Origin of the sequence: Burkholderia stagnalis (assembly GCF_902830275.1) — a bacterium.
Taxonomy (GTDB): Bacteria; Pseudomonadota; Gammaproteobacteria; order Burkholderiales; family Burkholderiaceae; genus Burkholderia; species Burkholderia stagnalis.
On sequence record NZ_CADESW010000022.1, the window covers coordinates 108,556 to 126,655 of the forward strand.

Consider the following 18,100-nt stretch of genomic DNA (forward strand, 5'->3'; position numbering starts at 1 on the left):
CCGCACCCCATTTATGACGCAACCGATTCCGCGATGACCGACCACGCCCTTTCCGCCACGCCCGTCCGGGTTGCCGCGCTGCAGATGGTGAGCACGCCGGACGTCGCGCGCAATCTCGCCGAAGCCCGCCGCCTGATCGCGGAGGCGGCCGGCGAAGGCGCGCAGCTCGTGCTGCTGCCCGAGTACTTCTGCTTCATGGGGCACCAGGACACCGACAAGCTCGCGCTCGCCGAGTCGTACCAGGACGGCCCGATCCAGCAGTTCCTCGCCGACGCGGCACGCCGCCACGGCATCTGGGTGATCGGCGGCACGCTGCCGCTGAAGGCGCCCGAGGCGAACCGCGTGCTGAACACGACGCTCGTGTTCGATCCGGACGGCCGCGAAGCGGCGCGCTACGACAAGATCCACCTGTTCAACTTCGAGAAGGGCGACGAATCGTTCGACGAGGCGCGCACGATCCGCCCCGGCGATACGGTCGTCACGTTCGACGCGCCGTTCGGCCGCGTCGGACTGTCGGTCTGTTACGATCTTCGCTTTCCGGAGCTGTACCGCAAGATGGGCGACTGCGCGCTCGTCGTGGTGCCGTCGGCATTCACCTACACCACCGGCCGCGCGCACTGGGAAACGCTGCTGCGCGCGCGGGCGGTCGAAAATCAATGCTACGTGCTCGCGGCCGCGCAGGGCGGCAAGCACGAGAACGGCCGGCGCACCTGGGGCCACAGCATGCTGGTCGACCCGTGGGGCGAGATCGTCGCGGAGCGCGCCGAGGGCGCAAGTGTCGTGACCGGCACGCTCGACCCGCAGCGCATCGCCGACGTGCGCCAGAGCCTGCCCGCGTGGCGGCACCGCGTGCTCGGCTGACCGGCCGCCCGCCCTGCCCCCTTGAAACCCGGCCCGCGCGAACCATCTGCCCGATACGCACCCGATTCGGCACCCGACAACTTTTTGAGAAACCCCGATATCCGCATGAACATCATCGAACCCGGCATCCGCAACCTGGCGCTGGCGAAGGACATCCTGCTCACGCCCTACGGCCTCGACGAGAGCCTCCTGACGCGCACGATCGCCGACATCTTCACGCATCGCGTCGACTACGCGGACCTGTACTTCCAGGCGACCCGCAGCGAAGCGTGGAGTCTCGAGGAAGGCATCGTCAAATCGGGCAGTTTCAGCATCGATCAGGGCGTCGGCGTGCGTGCGGTCGCGGGCGACCGCACCGCGTTCGCATACTCGGACGACCTGTCGCCGGAAGCGATCGCGCAGGCGGCCGCGGCCACCAAGGCGATCGCGGCCGCGGGCGGCGGCCGCCAGAAGGTCAAGGCGGCAACGTCGCTGAAGGGCATCTCGGGCCGCGACCTGTACCTGCCGTCCGATCCGCTCGCGTCGCTCGACGCGACGGCCAAGGTCAAGCTGCTCGAGCGCATCGAGCAGATGGCGCGCGGCCGCGACCCGCGCATCACGCAGGTGATGGCGGGCCTCGCCGGCGAATACGACGTCGTGCTGGTCGCGCGCAGCGACGGCGCGCTCGCGGCGGACATCCGCCCGCTCGTGCGCGTGTCGGTGACGGTGATCGCCGAGCAGAACGGCCGCCGCGAGATCGGCAGCGGCGGCGGCGGCGGCCGCTTCGACTACGGCTACTTCACCGATGAAGTCCTGTCGCGCTACGTCGACGACGCGGTGCACGCGGCGCTCGTGAACCTCGACGCGCGCCCCGCGCCGGCCGGCGCGATGACGGTCGTGCTCGGGCCGGGCTGGCCGGGCGTGCTGCTGCACGAGGCGATCGGCCACGGCCTCGAGGGCGACTTCAACCGCAAGGGTTCGTCGGCGTTCGCGGGCCGGATCGGCGAGCAGGTCGCCGCGAAGGGCGTCACCGTCGTCGACGACGGCACGCTGCCGAACCGCCGCGGCTCGCTGAACATCGACGACGAGGGCAACCCGACGCAGTGCACGACGCTGATCGAGGACGGCATCCTGAAGGGCTACATCCAGGACACGCTGAACGCGCGCCTGATGAAGATGCCCGTCACCGGCAACGCGCGGCGCGAATCGTACGCGGCGCTGCCGATGCCGCGCATGACCAACACCTACATGCTGAACGGCGACAAGGATCCGCAGGAGATCATCGCGTCGGTGAAGAACGGCCTGTATGCGGTGAACTTCGGCGGCGGCCAGGTCGACATCACGAACGGCAAGTTCGTGTTCTCGGCATCCGAGGCATACATGATCGAGAACGGCAAGATCACCTACCCGGTGAAGGGCGCGACGCTGATCGGCAGTGGCCCGGAATCGCTGAAGTACGTGAGCATGATCGGCAACGACATGTCGCTCGACACCGGCGTCGGCGTGTGCGGCAAGGAAGGCCAGAGCGTGCCGGTCGGCGTCGGCCAGCCGACCCTGCGGATCGACAAGATGACGGTCGGCGGCACGGCATAACCGCATCGCGGCGCAGACAATCCGCGCATTTCTCGAAAAATGCGCGGATTGTCCGCATTTTCGACACCCCCCGGTTGCCAGCCGACCGGGGACGGGGTATAAATTCCGAATCAACTTTTTTGACGAATCCAATCTCCGTCATGTCCGCCAAGTTTTACTTTTACTTTTTCTGGCATCTCAGACCGCTGGCGGATCGAGAGGGTTGATGGCGCGTGAAGCGCAACCAAAATTCCCGAAAAAACCGCCGGCGAACCCGGCGGTTTTTTTTCGCCCTTCGCCACCCGGCCAGCGCTGCAGCCGCACGGCAGCCCCGGCCGAACCAACCGAATCGCCTGAATTGATGAATCTGCCGCACGCTCATTGACCGCACGGCCCCCCGAACGAGGAGAAACAGCATGCCCCCGCACAATACCGACGACGTCCGAATCCGCGAGCTCAAGGAGCTGACGCCGCCCGCCCACCTGATCCGTGAATTCGCGTGCTCCGAAGCCGCGTCCGAGCTGATCTACAACGCGCGGCAGTCGATGCACCGGATCCTGCACGGGATGGACGACCGCCTGATCGTCGTGATCGGGCCGTGCTCGATCCACGACACGAAGGCGGCGCTCGAGTATGCGGGGCGGCTCGTCAAGGAGCGCGAGCGCTTCGGCAACGAACTCGAGATCGTGATGCGCGTGTACTTCGAGAAGCCGCGCACGACGGTCGGCTGGAAGGGGCTGATCAACGATCCGCACCTCGACAACAGCTTCAAGATCAACGAAGGGCTGCGCACCGCGCGCGAGCTGCTGCTGCACATCAACGAGATGGGGCTGCCGGCCGCGACCGAATACCTCGACATGATCAGCCCGCAGTACATCGCCGACCTGATCTCGTGGGGCGCGATCGGCGCGCGCACGACCGAATCGCAAGTGCACCGCGAGCTGGCGTCGGGGCTGTCGTGCCCGGTCGGCTTCAAGAACGGCACCGACGGCAACGTGAAGATCGCGGTCGACGCGATCAAGGCCGCGTCGCAGCCGCACCATTTCCTGTCGGTGACGAAGGGCGGCCACTCGGCGATCGTGTCGACGGCCGGCAACGAGGATTGCCACGTGATCCTGCGCGGCGGCAAGACGCCGAACTACGACGCGGACAGCGTGAACGCCGCATGCGCGGACATCGGCAAGGCCGGCCTCGCCGCGCGCCTGATGATCGACGCGAGCCACGCGAACAGCTCGAAGAAGCACGAGAACCAGATCCCGGTGTGCGCGGACATCGGCCGCCAGATCGCGGCGGGCGACGAGCGGATCGTCGGCGTGATGATCGAGTCGCACCTCGTCGAAGGCCGTCAGGATCTGAAGGAAGGCTGCCCGCTGACTTACGGCCAGAGCATCACCGATGCGTGCATCGCGTGGGAAGACAGCGTGAAAGTGCTCGAAGGCCTCGCGGAATCGGTCAAGGCGCGGCGCGTGGCGCGCGGCAGCGGGAACTGAATCGGCACGGGCGGCGGCGGCGCGCGCCGCCCGCCCCTCGGCTCGATCGATGAAAAAACCCGGCGCGTGCCGGGTTTTTCCGTTCCTGGGGACGAAGCGTCAGCGCGTCACTCGAGCGCGCCCGAGCCGAAAATCTCGGTATTGATGCGCTCGGGCGCGACGCCCAGTGCGACCAGCGCATCGCGCTGCGCCTTCATGAACCCGACCGGGCCGCAGATGTAATAGTCGGCGTCCGGCACCAGCGCGTATTGCTTCACGCGCTCCGGCGCGAGCCGGCCTTCGAGGTCGTGGTCGACACCCACGCGGTCGTTCGGCCCGACCAGTTCGTACAGCACCGTCCGCTTGACGTTCGCGTGTTCGCGCACGGCGTCGTTCAGCCAGTCGCGGAACGCGTGCACCGCCCCCGATCGGCAGGCGTGGATGAAGCGCACATCGCGCTTGCTGCCCTGTGCAATCAGCGTCGACGCCATCGACACCATCGGCGTGAGGCCGACACCGCCGGAAATCAGCACGACCGGCGTCTCGACGCCGCGCTTCAGCGAGAACTCGCCCATCGGCGCGGTCACCTCGACGATCGCGCCCTCCTCCACGCCGTCATGCATCAGCGTCGACACCTTGCCCGCCGGGATCGCTTCCGGCTGGCCCGCCTCGCGCTTCACCGAGATGCGCAGCCACTTGCCGTGCGGCGCATCGGACAGGCTGTACTGGCGCGGCTGGTCGACCCCGAGGTCGCCGACGAAGCGCTTCACCGTCACGTACTGGCCCGGCTCGAATTTCGCCGCTTCACCGCCATCCGCCGGCGTCAGGTAGAACGACGTGATCTCGTCGCTCTCGCGCACCTTGCGCGCCACCCTGAACGGCCGGAAACCGCTCCATGCCGCGCCGGCATACAGGTCCGCCTCGGCGCCGATCAGGATCTGCGCGAGCTGGCCGTATGCGACGCGCCACGCTTCGAGCGTGTCCACGTCGACCGCGTCGCCGAGCACCTCGACGATCGACGCGAGCAGGTTCTCGCCGACGATCGGGTAATGCTCGGGGCGGATGTTCAGGCTCGCATGCTTGTGCGCGATGTGCGACACGGCACCGCCGAGCGCGCCCAGATTGTCGATGTTCGCCGCGTACGCATAGACCGCCTTCGCGAGCGTTTCCGGCTGGCTGCCGGTTTTCTGGTGCGTCTGGTTGAACAGGTTCTTCAGTTCCGGATGACGCGCGAACATGCGCTGATAGAAGTGCTTCGTGATCGTCGCGCCATGCACGGCGAGGACGGGGGCGGTGGCCTTCACACGGGCCATCTGGTCGGCGGTAATGTGGGTCATGCTCGTTCTCCGTTAAACATGCTCATAAGATACATTTTTAAAGTCGCGGGCAGACTCAGGCAAATTGTCGCAGTCCCTTGATAGGGGTCGGCTTACAAAAACTGGCGCCAGGCGGCGCTCACGTCGCCCGGCCGCGTTGCCACAACACGTCCGTGCCGCCGTCCGCGCGGTTCAGCACGCGGGCCAGCACGAACAGCAGGTCGGACAGCCGGTTCACGTACCGGCGCGGTGTCTCGTGCAGCGTCTCGACGCGGCCCAGCGCGACGATCGCGCGCTCCGCGCGGCGGCACACGGTCCGGCTCACGTGCGCGAGCGACGCCGCGCGCGAGCCGGCCGGCAGGATGAATTCCTTCAGCGGCGGCAGTGTTGCGTTGTAGTCGGCGAGCCACTGGTCGAGGCGCGCGAGGTGCGTGTCGTCGATCACCGTGTGGCCGGGGATGCACAGCTCGCCGCCCAGGTCGAACAGGTCGTGCTGGATCGTGACGAGCGCCGCGCGCACGTCGTCGGGCAGCGGCTCGGCGAGCAGCACGCCGAGGGTCGAATTCAGTTCGTCGACGTCGCCGATCGCGGCGATCCGCACGTCGTCCTTGCCGACGCGCCGTCCGTCGCCGAGGCCCGTGGTGCCATCGTCGCCGGTGCGCGTGGCGATCTTGCTCAAGCGGTTGCCCATGCGGAGTCCTCTGTCGATCGGCCGCGACGCGGCCCGGGGTTGCACTGGAAGCCGATTATCGCAGCCCGCGGCACGGCTCGCAGCTGGTGTTACAGCGTAGAATGACCCCAAAACCGCATCGCCGCGGCACCCGCCCGACAGGCCGGCCAGCCCGCTCGGGCTGGATGAAGCCGGGGCGGCAGCCGCTGCGGCATCGGCTCCGGCCGACACCGCCCTGCATGGGATCCGGGCCAGCGCCGCGCGCCCCCCGGGTCGACAAAGGAGACTTGCGTGAATCACCCCGCCCCACCGGCCAGCTCGCGCCGCCCGCTTCCCCCCGCCCTGCTCGATGCGCTGCGCGCCGCCTTCGGCGAGCGCGTGTCGACGGCCGAGGCGGTGCGCGCGCATCACGGCCGCGACGAATCGCCGTTCGACCCGCAGCTGCCCGACGCGGTCGTGTTTGCGCACAGCGCCGACGACGTCCGGCAGGTCGTGTCGCTCTGCGCGCTCTATGGCGTCCCGCTGATCCCGTACGGCGCAGGCTCGTCGCTCGAAGGTCACCTGCTCGCGGTGCGCGGCGGCGTGTCGCTCGACCTGTCCGAAATGAACCGCGTGCTGTCGATCGACGCGGAAGACCTCACCGTGACGGTCGAACCGGGCATCACGCGCAAGGCGCTCAACGAAGCGCTGCGCGACACCGGCCTGTTCTTCCCGATCGATCCCGGCGCCGACGCGAGCATCGGCGGCATGACCGCGACCCGCGCGTCCGGCACCAACGCCGTGCGCTACGGGACGATGCGCGAGAACGTGCTGGGCCTGACCGCGGTGCTCGCCGACGGCCGCACGGTGAAGACCGGCTCGCGCGCGCGCAAGTCGTCGGCCGGCTACGACCTCACTCGGCTGTTCGTCGGCTCCGAAGGCACGCTCGGCGTGATCACCGAGATCACGCTGCGCCTGCATCCGCAGCCGGAAGCCGTGTCGGCCGCGATCTGCACGTTCCCGTCGATGGGCGACGCGGTGCGCACCGTGATCGAGACGATCCAGATCGGCGTGCCGATCGCGCGCGTCGAGTTCGTCGATTCGCTCGCGATCCGCTCGATCAACCGCCACTCGAACCTGACGCTCGCCGAGGCGCCGACGCTGTTCTTCGAATTCCACGGCACCGAAGCCGGCGTGAAGGAGCAGGCAGAGCTGGTCGAGGCGCTGGCCGGCGAAAACCACGGCCAGGGCTTCGAATGGGCGACCCGGCCCGAGGATCGCAGCCGGCTCTGGGCCGCGCGCCACAACGCGTTCTTCGCGATGCTGCAGCTGAAGCCGGGCTGCCGCGCGGTGACGACCGACGTCTGCGTGCCGATCTCGCAGCTCGCCGCGTGCGTCGAGGAAACCGAAACCGACCTGCGCGCGTCGTCGCTGCCGTGCCCGATCGTCGGCCATGTCGGCGACGGCAATTTCCACGTCGCGATCCTGATCGATCCCGACAAGCCGGAGGAACTCGACGAGGCGGAACGCATCAACGAACGGATCGTCGAGCGCGCGCTGCGGATGGGCGGCACCTGCACGGGCGAGCACGGCGTCGGCCTGCACAAGATGCGCTTCCTGCCGCAGGAACATGGCGACGACGCGATCGACACGATGCGTGCGATCAAGCTCGCGCTCGACCCGCGCAACCTGATGAATCCCGGCAAGATCTTCACGTGCTGACCACGCAGGAGACTTCATGAACGCCCCCGAACTGTCGGCGGAGATGCGCGCGCAGCGCCAGCGCGAAGTGGTGCAGGCGCTGATGGCCGTGCTGCCGACGCATTGCCTGCTGTATCGCGAGGAGGACACCGCGCCGTACGAGTGCGACGGCCTGTCCGCGTACCGGCGCCTGCCGCTCGCGGTCGCGCTGCCCGAGACGGAATCGCAGGTGCAGCGCATCGTGCAGATCTGCCGCCGGATGGAGGTGCCGATCGTGCCGCGCGGCGCGGGCACGAGCCTGTCGGGCGGCGCGCTGCCGATCTCGCTCGGCGTCGTGCTGTCGCTCGCGCGCTTCACGCGCGTCGTCGAAGTCGACCCGTACGCGCGCACGGCGACCGTGCAGCCCGGCGTGCGCAATCTCGCGATTTCCGAGGCCGCCGCGCCGTACGGCCTGTACTACGCGCCGGATCCTTCGTCGCAGATCGCCTGCACGATCGGCGGCAACGTCGCCGAAAACTCGGGCGGCGTGCACTGCCTCAAGTACGGGCTGACCGTGCACAACGTGATGCGCGTGCGCGCGGTGACGATCGACGGCGAGATCGTCGAATTCGGCTCGCTCGCGCTCGACACGCCGGGCCTCGACCTGCTCGCGGTGACGATCGGCAGCGAGGGGATGTTCGTGATCGTCACCGAGGTCACGGTGAAGCTGATCCCGAAGCCGCAGACGGCACAGCTCGTGATGGCGAGCTTCGACGACGTGGTCAAGGGCGGCGAGGCGGTCGCGGCGATCATCGCGTCGGGCATCATCCCCGCCGGCCTCGAGATGATGGACAAGCCGGCGACGCAGGCGGTCGAGGCGTTCACGCATGCGGGCTACGACGTCGACGCGAAGGCGATCCTGCTGTGCGAATCGGACGGCACGCCCGAGGAAGTCGCCGAGGAAATCGTGCGGATGACCGCGGTGCTGCGCGAGCACGGCGCGACGCGCATCCAGGTGTCGCGCAACGAGAGCGAGCGGCTGCGCTTCTGGTCCGGCCGCAAGAACGCGTTCCCGGCCGCCGGGCGGATTTCGCCCGACTATTACTGCATGGACGGCACCGTGCCGCGCCGCGCGATCGGCCCGCTGCTCGCGCGCATCGAGCAGCTCGAGCTGCGCTACGGGATGCGCTGCATCAACGTGTTCCATGCGGGCGACGGCAACATGCATCCGCTGATCCTCTATAACGCGAACAACCCGGACGAGCTGCACCGCGCCGAGCTGTTCGGCGCGGAAATCCTCGAATGCTGCGTGGAATTCGGCGGCACGGTGACGGGCGAGCACGGCGTGGGCGTCGAGAAGCTCAATTCGATGTGCGTGCAGTTTTCGCCGCAGGAGCGCGACGCGTTCTTCGCGGTCAAGCGCGCGTTCGATCCGCCCGGGCTGCTCAATCCGGACAAGGGCATTCCGACGCGGGCGCGCTGCGCCGAATACGGCCGCCAGCACGTGCGCGGCGCGCTGCTGCCGCACCCCGACCTGCCGCGCTTCTGACCCGCCGCGCCCGGCGGACGCGGCGCGTTTCATCCGTGAACCGGGGTAAACAGACCCTAGGGATAGTCGCGATGTGGATTCGCGCCGCCCCGGTACAATCGATCGGACAACGACACGGGACAACAACCGATCATGGAAGAGGACGACATCGTTGCCGGATGGGCCGAGCGCATTCGCGCCGCCAGTGCCGACGGCCGCCCGCTGCGGATTCGCGGCGGCGGCACCAAGGACTGGTACGGCCAGGCGCTCGAGGGCGAGGTACTCGACACGCGCGCGTATCACGGCATCGTGTCGTACGACCCGGCCGAGCTCGTCGTCACGGTCCGCGCGGGCACGCCGCTCACGCAACTCGAAACCGTCCTCGGCGAACGCGGCCAGATGCTGCCGTTCGAGCCCCCCCACTTCGGCCGCGCGGCCACCGTCGGCGGCTGCATCGGCGCCGGCCTCGCGGGCCCGCGCCGCGCGACGTGCGGCGCGCCGCGCGATTTCGTGCTGGGCGTCGCGCTGATGAACGGCCGCGGCGAGGTGCTGCGCTTCGGCGGGCAGGTCGTGAAGAACGTGGCCGGCTACGACGTGTCGCGGCTGATGGCCGGCTCGCTCGGCACGCTCGGGCTGATGCTCGAGCTGTCGATCAAGGTGCTGCCGGTGCCGGTCGCCGAGATCACGCTGAAGTTCGAGATGAGCGCGACCGACGCCGTGCGCAAGCTCAACGAATGGGGCGGCCACCCGCTGCCCGTCAGCGCGAGCGCGTGGCGCAACGGCACGCTCGTGCTGCGCCTGTCGGGCGCGGAGGCCGCGGTCAAGGCCGCGAAGACGCTGCTCGGCGGCGAAGTCGTCGACGCGGTCGAGGCGGAGCGCTTCTGGGCCGGCCTGCGCGAGCACACCGATCCGTTCTTCAACGGCATTCCGCCGGGCTTCGCGCTGTGGCGCCTGTCGCTGCCGAGCATCACCGAGCCGATGCACCTGCCGGGCACCCAGCTGATGGAATGGGGCGGCGCGCAGCGCTGGTGGATCACCGACGCCGATGCGCAAACCGTGCGCATGAGCGCGAAACAGGCGGGCGGCCATGCGACGCTGTTTCGCGCGGGCGAATCGTACGACCGCAGCGCCGGCGTATTCACGCCGCTCCCCGCGCCGCTGATGAAAATCCACCGCGGGCTGAAGGCGGCGTTCGATCCGGCGCGCATCTTCAACCGCGGTCGGCTCTATCCTGATCTCTGAGAGCTCGATGCAGACGAACCTCGCCGATTTCATCCGCAATACGCCCGACGGCGACGAAGCCGACGCGATCCTGCGCAAGTGCGTGCACTGCGGGTTTTGCACCGCGACGTGCCCGACCTACCAGCTGCTCGGCGACGAGCTCGACGGCCCGCGCGGCCGCATCTACCTGATCAAGCAGATGGTCGAAGGCGCGCCGGTGACGCGCAGCACGCAGCAGCATCTCGACCGCTGCCTCACCTGCCGCAGCTGCGAGACCACCTGCCCGTCGGGCGTCGAGTACGGCCGGCTCGTCGAGATCGGCCGCAAGCACGTCGAGGCGCAGGTGCGGCGCCCCGTGTCGCAGCGGCTCGTGCGCCGCGCGCTCGCGAGCTTCGTGCCGAACAGCGCGCTGTTCTCGCCGGTGATGCGGCTCGGCCAGCACGTGCGGCCGCTGCTGCCGAAGCGCCTGCGCGACAAGGTGCCGCCGCGCACCCGGCTGCTCGAATGGCCGCACCGCACCCATCCCCGCAAGATGCTGATGCTGGCCGGCTGCGTGCAGCCATCGATGCTGCCGAACATCAACATCGCCACCGCGCGCGTGCTCGACGCGCTCGGCGTCGAGACCGTCGTCGCGCCCGAGGCCGGCTGCTGCGGCGCGATCCGGCTGCACCTGAACTATCACGACGAAGCACTCGACGACGCGCGCCGCAACATCGACGCGTGGTGGCCGTACGTCGAGCAGGGCATCGAGGCGATCGTGATGAACGCGTCCGGCTGCGGCGCGACGGTGCTCGAATACGCGCACCTGCTGCGCGACGACCCGGCCTACGCGGAAAAGGCGCAGCGCATCGTCACGCTGACGCGCGACGTGTCCGACGTGCTGCTCGCGTTCGAGGCCGAGCTCGCGACGCTCGCGCGGCGCCGCGCGATCCACACGGTCGCCTACCATCCGCCGTGCACGCTGCAGCACGGCCAGCAGTCGCGCGGCAAGGTCGAGCGGCTGCTCGAGACGCTCGGCATCGACGTGCGCCTGCCCGCCGACAGCCACCTGTGCTGCGGCTCGGCCGGCACCTACTCGCTGACGCAGCCGTCGCTGTCGTACAAGCTGCGCAAGCAGAAGCTCGCGAAGCTGCAGGCGCTCGAGCCGCAGATGATCGTCTCCGCGAACGTCGGCTGCATCGCGCACCTGCAGAGCGGCACGCAGATACCGGTCGCGCACTGGGTCCAGCTCGTCGAGCACCTGCTGTACGGTTGAACCCGCCGCACGGCCGGGCGCATCGCGTCCGTATAATGGAGCGCAACGAAGCGCCGCGTGCCGGCGGCGCCACCGCTCCCGTGCCTGCTTTCGTGCCCGTCATGTCCGATCTCGCCGCCCGCCTCGATTCCGTCCACCACCGCATCGCCGACGCCGCCCGCGCGGCCGGCCGCGACCCCGCTTCCGTCACGCTGCTCGCCGTGTCGAAGACGTTCCCCGCCGATGCGGTGCGCGCCGCGCATGCGGCCGGCCAGCGCGCATTCGGCGAAAACTACGTGCAGGAATCGATCGACAAGATCGACACGCTCGCCGACCTGCGCGCCGAACTCGAATGGCATTTCATCGGGCCGCTGCAATCGAACAAGACGCGCGCCGTCGCCGAGCGTTTCGACTGGGTCCATTCGGTCGACCGGCTGAAGATCGCGCAGCGGCTCGCCGAGCAGCGCCCCGCGCACCTGCCGCCGCTGAACGTGTGCGTGCAGGTCAACATCAGCGGCGAGGCGTCCAAGAGCGGCGTCGCGCCGGCCGACGTGGCCGACGTCGCGCGCGCGGTGGCCGCGTTGCCGTCGCTGCGGCTGCGCGGCCTGATGGCGATTCCCGAACCGGCCGACGACGCCGACGCGCAACGCGCGCCGCATCGCGCGCTGCGCGCGCTGTTCGATACGCTGCGCGCTGGCGGGCTGCCGCTCGACACGTTGTCGATGGGCATGTCCGCCGATCTCGACGCGGCCGTGCTCGAAGGCGCGACGATCGTGCGGGTCGGCACCGCGATCTTCGGCGCGCGCGACTATTCCCATTGATCCACTTCTCATTTCCGACATCATGAAGATTGCATTCATCGGCGGCGGCAACATGGCCGCGGCACTGATCGGCGGCCTCGTCAAGCGCGGCGTCGCCGCGAGCGGCCTGTACGCGATCGACGTCAACGAAGACGCCCGCGCGCGCACCGCGCAGCAATTCGGCATCCGCACCGGCGCGGCCATCGACGCGACGCTCGCGGAATACGACGCGATCGTGCTCGCGGTCAAGCCGCAGGTGCTGAAGGACGTCGCGCAGGCACTCGCGCCGCACCTGAAGACCCAGCTCGTGATCAGCATCGCGGCGGGCATCCGCGGCACGGACCTCGCGCGCTGGCTCGGCGATTACGCGCGCGTCGTGCGCACGATGCCGAACACGCCGGCGCTGGTCGGCATGGGCGTGACGGGCCTCGCCGCGCTGCCGGGCGTCGATGCGGCAGGCCGCGAACTCGCAGCGGGCGTGCTCGGCGCGGTCGGCGAGATCGTCTGGTTCGACGACGAATCGCAGCTCGACGCGGTCACCGCGATCTCGGGCAGCGGCCCCGCGTACGTGTTCTATTTCATCGAGGCGCTGCAGGAAGCGGCGCGCCGCCTCGGGCTGAACGACGAGCAGGGCCGCGCGCTCGCGGTCGCGACGTTCACGGGCGCCGCGCAGCTCGCCGCGCAATCCGGCGAGCCGGCCGGCGTGCTGCGCGAGCGGGTGACGTCGAAGGGCGGCACGACGGCCGCCGCGCTCGCGTCGTTCGATGCGCAGGGCGTGAAGGAGGCGATCGTGCGCGGCGTGCTCGCGGCCGATGCGCGCGCGAAGGAAATGGGCGACGAACTCGGGCGCGCGTAAGCGATCGCCAACCGTTCGCGCAACAAAAAAGCGGCCAGCCGGCCGCTTTTCTATTTCCGGCAAGGGCAAACCGCCCTCACCGCGATGCCGGCCCTCACAATCCGGCCACCGCGTAATGCGCGGCGATCCCGGCGAACAGCACGCCGCCGAGCCAGTTGTTGTGCCGGAACGCGGCAAAGCACGGCATCCGTTCGCGATCCTTGATCAGCGTGTAGTGATACACCGCGCAGCCGGCCGCGGCCGCCCACCCTGCCCAGTACACGAGGCCGAAGCCGAGCGTCGCGCCGATCCACGCGTAGATGCCGAGCGTCGCCGCATAGCAGGCCATCACCGCCGCGACGTCGAAGCGGCCGAACGTCAGCGCCGACGTGCGGATGCCGATCTTGATGTCGTCGTCGCGGTCGACCATCGCGTATTCGGTGTCATAGGCGACCGACCAGAACACGTTCGCGACCAGCATGATCCATGCGAGCATCGGCACCGTGTCCTGCACGGCCGCGAACGCCATCGGGATGCCGAAGCCGAACGCGATGCCCAGGTACGCCTGCGGAATCGCGAAGAAGCGCTTCATGAACGGATAGGTGCCCGCGACGATCACCGCGACCACCGACAGCGCTTTCGTCAGCGTATTGAGCGGCAGGATCAGCAGGAACGCGACGAGCGTCAGCCCGAGCGCGATCGCGATCGCTTCCCACGCCTGGATCTTGCCGGAGGTCAGCGGACGGTCGGCCGTGCGCTTCACGTGGCGGTCGAAGTCGCGGTCCGCATAATCGTTCATCGCGCAGCCGGCCGAGCGCATCAGCAGCGTGCCGAGCGCGAAGATCGCCACCAGCGACCAGCGCGGGCGGCCGTCCGACGCGATCCACAGCGCGTTGAGCGTCGGCCAGAGCAGCAGCAGGCTGCCGATCGGCTTGTCCATCCGGACGAGCCGCAGGTACAGGGGAAAGCGGGCGAACATGGAAAGCACCGGGAGGATAACCCCGGCATTTTAGAGCCGGGCAGCGCTTCGCGTCATGTCGAGGCGGTTTGCGCCGGGCGCCGCTTCGCGGACGGGCCCGCGCGTTCAGCCGCCCGCGCCGGCGGCCAGGCCATGCAGCGCCTGCGCGACCAGCACGGCCGCGCCGCTGCCCACGATCGCGAATCCGGCGAACCGCCGCAGCACCGCGGCCGGTGCGCGCTTCACGGGCGCCGCGAACGCGTCGCGCATGTCCAGGATCATCTGCGTCATGATCGTCTCTCCTTCAAGCAAAACCTGCCTGCCAGACAGGAACGGCCGGTCGCGCGACCGGCCGTTCCGTGCGTGGCCGCCGCGTCAGCGGCGGCGTGCGGCGATCACGCGAGGTCGAAGCGGTCGAGGTTCATCACCTTGTTCCACACCGCGACGAAGTCGCGCACGAACTTCTCCTGCGCATCCGTGCTGCCGTAGACCTCGGCCAGCGCGCGCAGCTGCGCGTGCGAGCCGAACACCAGGTCGACGCGCGTGCCGGTCCACTTCACCTTGCCCGTCGCGCGGTCGCGCCCCTCGAACACGTCGTTCCCGGCCGACACCGGCTTCCACTCCGTGCCCATGTCCAGCAGGTTCACGAAGAAGTCGTTGGTCAGCGTGCCCGGACGATCCGTGAACACACCGTGCCGGCTGTCGCCGACGTTCGCGCCCAGCACCCGCAGGCCGCCCACCAGCGCCGTCAGCTCCGGCGCGCTCAGCGTCAGCAGCTGCGCCTTGTCGACCAGCAGCGCCTCGGCCGGCACCGTGTACTGGCCCTTCAGGTAATTGCGGAAGCCGTCCGCCACCGGCTCGAGCACGGCCATCGCCTCGACGTCGGTCTGCGCCTGCGACGCGTCCGTACGGCCCGGTGCGAACGGCACCGTCACCGTCACGCCGGCCTGCTTCGCGGCCTGCTCGACGCCCGCGGCGCCGGCCAGCACGATCAGGTCGGCGAGCGACACCTTCTTGCCGCCCGACTGCGCGTCATTGAACGCCTTCTGGACACCCTCGAGCGTTTCCAGCACCGTCGCGAGCTGCGCCGGCTGGTTCACGTCCCAGTCCTTCTGCGGCGCGAGGCGAATGCGCGCACCGTTCGCGCCGCCGCGCTTGTCGGAGCCCCGGAAGGTGGACGCCGACGCCCACGCGGTCGACACGAGCTGCGACACCGACAGCCCCGTCGCGAGGATCTTCGCCTTCAGCGCGGCCGCGTCGGCTTCGTCGATCAGCTTGTGGTCGACGGCCGGAACCGGGTCCTGCCACAGCAGTTCCTCGCTCGGCACGTCCGGGCCGAGATAGCGGGCGCGCGGGCCCATATCGCGGTGCGTGAGCTTGAACCATGCACGGGCGAACGCGTCGGCGAACTGGTCCGGGTTCTCGTAGAAGCGCCGCGAAATCTTTTCATACGCGGGATCGAAGCGCAGCGACAGGTCCGTGGTCAGCATCGACGGCAGGTGCTTCTTCGACGGGTCGTAGGCATCCGGAATTACCGCGTCGGCGCCCTTCGCGACCCACTGGTGCGCGCCGGCCGGGCTCTTCGTCAGCTCCCATTCATAGCCGAACAGGTTCTCGAAGAAGTTGTTGCTCCATTGCGTCGGCGTGCTGGTCCACGTGACTTCCAGGCCGCTCGTGATCGCGTCGCGGCCCTTGCCCGTGCCGAAGCTGCTCTTCCAGCCGAGGCCCTGCTCCTCGATGCCCGCGGCTTCCGGCTCGGCGCCGACGCTCGACGCGGGGCCCGCGCCGTGGGTCTTGCCGAACGTGTGGCCGCCGGCGATCAGCGCGACCGTCTCTTCGTCGTTCATCGCCATCCGCGCAAACGTGTCGCGAATGTCGCGCGCCGCGGCGAGCGGGTCGGGGTTGCCGTCCGGGCCTTCCGGGTTCACGTAGATCAGGCCCATCTGCACGGCGGCGAGCGGGTTGTCGAGCTTGCGGTCGCCCGAGTAGCGGCTGTTCGGGCCGCCGCTCAGTTCCAGCCAGATCTTTTCCGAACCCCAGTAGACATCGTCCGGTTCCCAGGTGTCGGGGCGGCCGCCGGCGAAGCCGAAGGTCTTGAAGCCCATCGATTCGAGCGCGACGTTGCCGGTCAGGATCATCAGGTCGGCCCACGAGATGTTGCGGCCGTATTTCTGCTTGATCGGCCACAGCAGGCGGCGCGCCTTGTCGAGGTTGCCGTTGTCGGGCCAGCTGTTGAGCGGCGCGAAGCGCTGCTGCCCGCCGCCCGCGCCGCCGCGGCCGTCGGCCGTGCGGTACGTGCCGGCGCTGTGCCAGGCCATGCGGATGAACAGGCCGCCGTAGTGGCCGAAGTCGGCCGGCCACCAGTCCTGCGACGTGGTCATCAGCGCGTGGAGATCCCGCTTCACCGCCGCCAGGTCGAGCTTCTTGAACGCCTCGGCATAGTTGAAATCCGGATCCATCGGATCGGACAGCGACGAGTGCCGGTGCAGGATGTTCAGGTTCAGCTGATTCGGCCACCAGTCCTTGTTCGTCGTGCCGCCGCCAGCCGCGGCTTGATGGAACGGGCACTTCGTTTCGGTCGACATGCGTTTTCTCCTATGATCGATTGCATCCACCAGCCCGGCCCGGAAGCCGTGCATCGCCGCGGATGGGCACTGCGGGGGTAAAAACGGGAAACCTGCCCCGTCGTACTGCTTGATGTCGGCTCAGCCGCCGTACACCCGGTCCGCCAGGTACGCGAACGCAATCGGGCGCAGGCTCCGGATCGCCGCTCTTGCGCGCGGCGCGATGTTCCGCTGCGCATGCTGCATGGCTGAACGCATCATGACATCCTCCTTTGACGCTTGCATTGATCGTGCAGGCCAGCGTGGCGGCCCCGCACGATCCATGCAGTGGATTCTATGCAAATCTATCGATTTATTTAATTTAATAAAATTTATCTATACGATAGGCAAAAATAAGCGGGGCTGCAAGGCCCCGCCCGTTCACTGCGACGACCGGTCGCGCCCGGTCAGTTCATCGTCGCCGGCATGTCGAGCTTCGCGACGCCCGGCAACTCGCACGCGGTGATCGCCTCGCTGATCGCGTCGATCGCGGGCATCCGCGTGAAGCTCTTGCGCCATACGAGCACGACGCGGCGGTCGGGCACCGGGTCGTTGAACGGCACGTACGACAGCAGCTCGGCGTCCGGGCCGTTCGCGCGCGGGCCGACCTCGGCCACCGACATGCGCGGCAGCACGGTGATGCCGACGCCGCTCGCGACCATGTGGCGGATCGTCTCGAGCGACGAGCCCTCGAAGGTCTTCTGGATGCCGTCGGCCGTCTGCGAGAAGCGCATCAGCTCCGGGCACACGCCGAGCACGTGGTCGCGGAAGCAATGCCCGTTGCCGAGCAGCAGCATGGTTTCCTGCTTCAGGTCCTCCGCGTCGATCTGGTGGCGCTTTTCCCACGGATGGCCGGCCGGCAGCGCGACGACGAACGGCTCGTCGTACAGCGGCCGCACCATCAGGCCGGTTTCCGGGAACGGCAGCGCCATGATCGCCGCGTCGATCTCGCCCTGCTTCAGCAGTTCGAGCAGCTTCAGCGTGTAGTTCTCCTGCAGCATCAACGGCATCTGCGGAACGCGCTGGATCATCTGCTTCACGAGCGTCGGCAGCAGGTACGGCCCGATCGTGTAGATCACGCCAAGGCGGAACGGGCCGACGAGCGGATCCTTGCCCTGCTTCGCGATCTCCTTGATCGCGAAGGTCTGCTCGAGCACGCGCTGGGCCTGCGTGACGATCTGGTCGCCGATCGGCGTGACGCTCACCTCGCTCGCGCCGCGCTCGAAGATCTGCACGTTGAGCTCGTCTTCCAGCTTCTTGATCGCCACCGACAGCGTCGGCTGGCTCACGAAGCACGCTTCGGCCGCGCGGCCGAAATGCCGCTCGCGCGCGACTGCGACGATGTATTTCAGTTCAGTCAGTGTCATTGCAGGTCAATCAAATGGATACATGCGA

General features: G+C 68.7%; 15 protein-coding genes. 9 read left to right on the forward strand and 6 right to left on the reverse strand.

Annotated features, from left to right (window positions below; all coding sequences use genetic code 11):
• Positions 1-33 precede the first annotated feature (33 nt).
• The 3 genes from HWY45_RS29585 (at position 34) to aroG (ending at position 3,902) form a co-directional block, all read left to right on the forward strand.
• Complete coding sequence (locus HWY45_RS29585; RefSeq protein WP_059565236.1) at positions 34-861, forward strand: carbon-nitrogen hydrolase family protein; 828 nt, start codon at positions 34-36, stop codon at positions 859-861.
• A gap of 105 nt (positions 862-966) precedes the next feature.
• Entirely contained in the window at positions 967-2,433 is a 1,467-nt protein-coding gene (gene tldD, locus HWY45_RS29590; protein WP_059565235.1) for a metalloprotease TldD, read from the forward strand.
• A 395-nt stretch (positions 2,434-2,828) separates the two neighbouring features.
• On the forward strand, positions 2,829-3,902 hold the full coding sequence (gene aroG, locus HWY45_RS29595) for a 3-deoxy-7-phosphoheptulonate synthase AroG (RefSeq protein ID WP_017333248.1): 1,074 nt from the start codon (positions 2,829-2,831) through the stop codon (positions 3,900-3,902).
• A 107-nt stretch (positions 3,903-4,009) separates the two neighbouring features.
• On the opposite strand, the gene hmpA is transcribed toward aroG, so the two are convergent.
• Together hmpA and HWY45_RS29605 are read right to left on the reverse strand one after the other, a co-directional pair.
• A complete protein-coding gene (hmpA, locus tag HWY45_RS29600) occupies positions 4,010-5,218 on the reverse strand; it encodes an NO-inducible flavohemoprotein (protein ID WP_059882590.1) in 1,209 nt (402 codons plus the stop codon).
• 118 nt (positions 5,219-5,336) lie between these two features.
• Complete coding sequence (locus HWY45_RS29605) at positions 5,337-5,888, reverse strand: cob(I)yrinic acid a,c-diamide adenosyltransferase (RefSeq protein ID WP_059882588.1); 552 nt, start codon at positions 5,886-5,888, stop codon at positions 5,337-5,339.
• A gap of 270 nt (positions 5,889-6,158) precedes the next feature.
• Between HWY45_RS29605 and HWY45_RS29610 the strand changes: the two genes are divergently transcribed.
• The 6 genes from HWY45_RS29610 to proC all read left to right on the forward strand — a co-directional run bounded on the left by HWY45_RS29610 (position 6,159) and on the right by proC (position 13,165).
• Positions 6,159-7,568 carry an FAD-binding oxidoreductase gene (locus HWY45_RS29610; protein ID WP_059565232.1) on the forward strand — a complete coding sequence of 470 codons (1,410 nt, stop codon included), beginning with the start codon at positions 6,159-6,161 and terminating at the stop codon, positions 7,566-7,568.
• 16 nt (positions 7,569-7,584) lie between these two features.
• Positions 7,585-9,075 (forward strand): FAD-linked oxidase C-terminal domain-containing protein, encoded by a 1,491-nt coding sequence (locus HWY45_RS29615; protein WP_059565231.1) that lies wholly within the window; start codon positions 7,585-7,587, stop codon positions 9,073-9,075.
• Positions 9,076-9,207: 132 nt separating this feature from the next.
• A complete protein-coding gene (gene glcE, locus HWY45_RS29620; RefSeq protein ID WP_059882586.1) occupies positions 9,208-10,296 on the forward strand; it encodes a glycolate oxidase subunit GlcE in 1,089 nt (362 codons plus the stop codon).
• Between the two features lie 7 nt (positions 10,297-10,303).
• Positions 10,304-11,530, forward strand: a complete 1,227-nt coding sequence (gene glcF / locus HWY45_RS29625; protein WP_059565229.1) for a glycolate oxidase subunit GlcF — start codon at positions 10,304-10,306, stop codon at positions 11,528-11,530.
• 101 nt (positions 11,531-11,631) lie between these two features.
• Entirely contained in the window at positions 11,632-12,330 is a 699-nt protein-coding gene (locus tag HWY45_RS29630; protein ID WP_059565474.1) for a YggS family pyridoxal phosphate-dependent enzyme, read from the forward strand.
• 22 nt (positions 12,331-12,352) lie between these two features.
• A complete protein-coding gene (gene proC, locus HWY45_RS29635) occupies positions 12,353-13,165 on the forward strand; it encodes a pyrroline-5-carboxylate reductase (protein WP_059882584.1) in 813 nt (270 codons plus the stop codon).
• A 94-nt stretch (positions 13,166-13,259) separates the two neighbouring features.
• On the opposite strand, the gene ubiA is transcribed toward proC, so the two are convergent.
• The 4 genes from ubiA to HWY45_RS29655 form a co-directional block, all read right to left on the reverse strand.
• Positions 13,260-14,123: a 4-hydroxybenzoate octaprenyltransferase gene (gene ubiA / locus HWY45_RS29640; protein WP_059565227.1), complete on the reverse strand. Its 864-nt coding sequence runs from the start codon at positions 14,121-14,123 to the stop codon at positions 13,260-13,262.
• Positions 14,124-14,228: 105 nt separating this feature from the next.
• Positions 14,229-14,393, reverse strand: a complete 165-nt coding sequence (locus tag HWY45_RS29645; RefSeq protein WP_167361361.1) for a hypothetical protein — start codon at positions 14,391-14,393, stop codon at positions 14,229-14,231.
• A gap of 104 nt (positions 14,394-14,497) precedes the next feature.
• Entirely contained in the window at positions 14,498-16,687 is a 2,190-nt protein-coding gene (gene katG / locus HWY45_RS29650; protein ID WP_059882582.1) for a catalase/peroxidase HPI, read from the reverse strand.
• Between the two features lie 425 nt (positions 16,688-17,112).
• The gene (locus tag HWY45_RS29655; RefSeq protein WP_059565225.1) at positions 17,113-18,072 is read right to left on the reverse strand and encodes a LysR substrate-binding domain-containing protein; all 960 of its coding nucleotides are present in this window, start codon (positions 18,070-18,072) and stop codon (positions 17,113-17,115) included.
• Between the last annotated feature and the right edge of the window lie 28 nt (positions 18,073-18,100).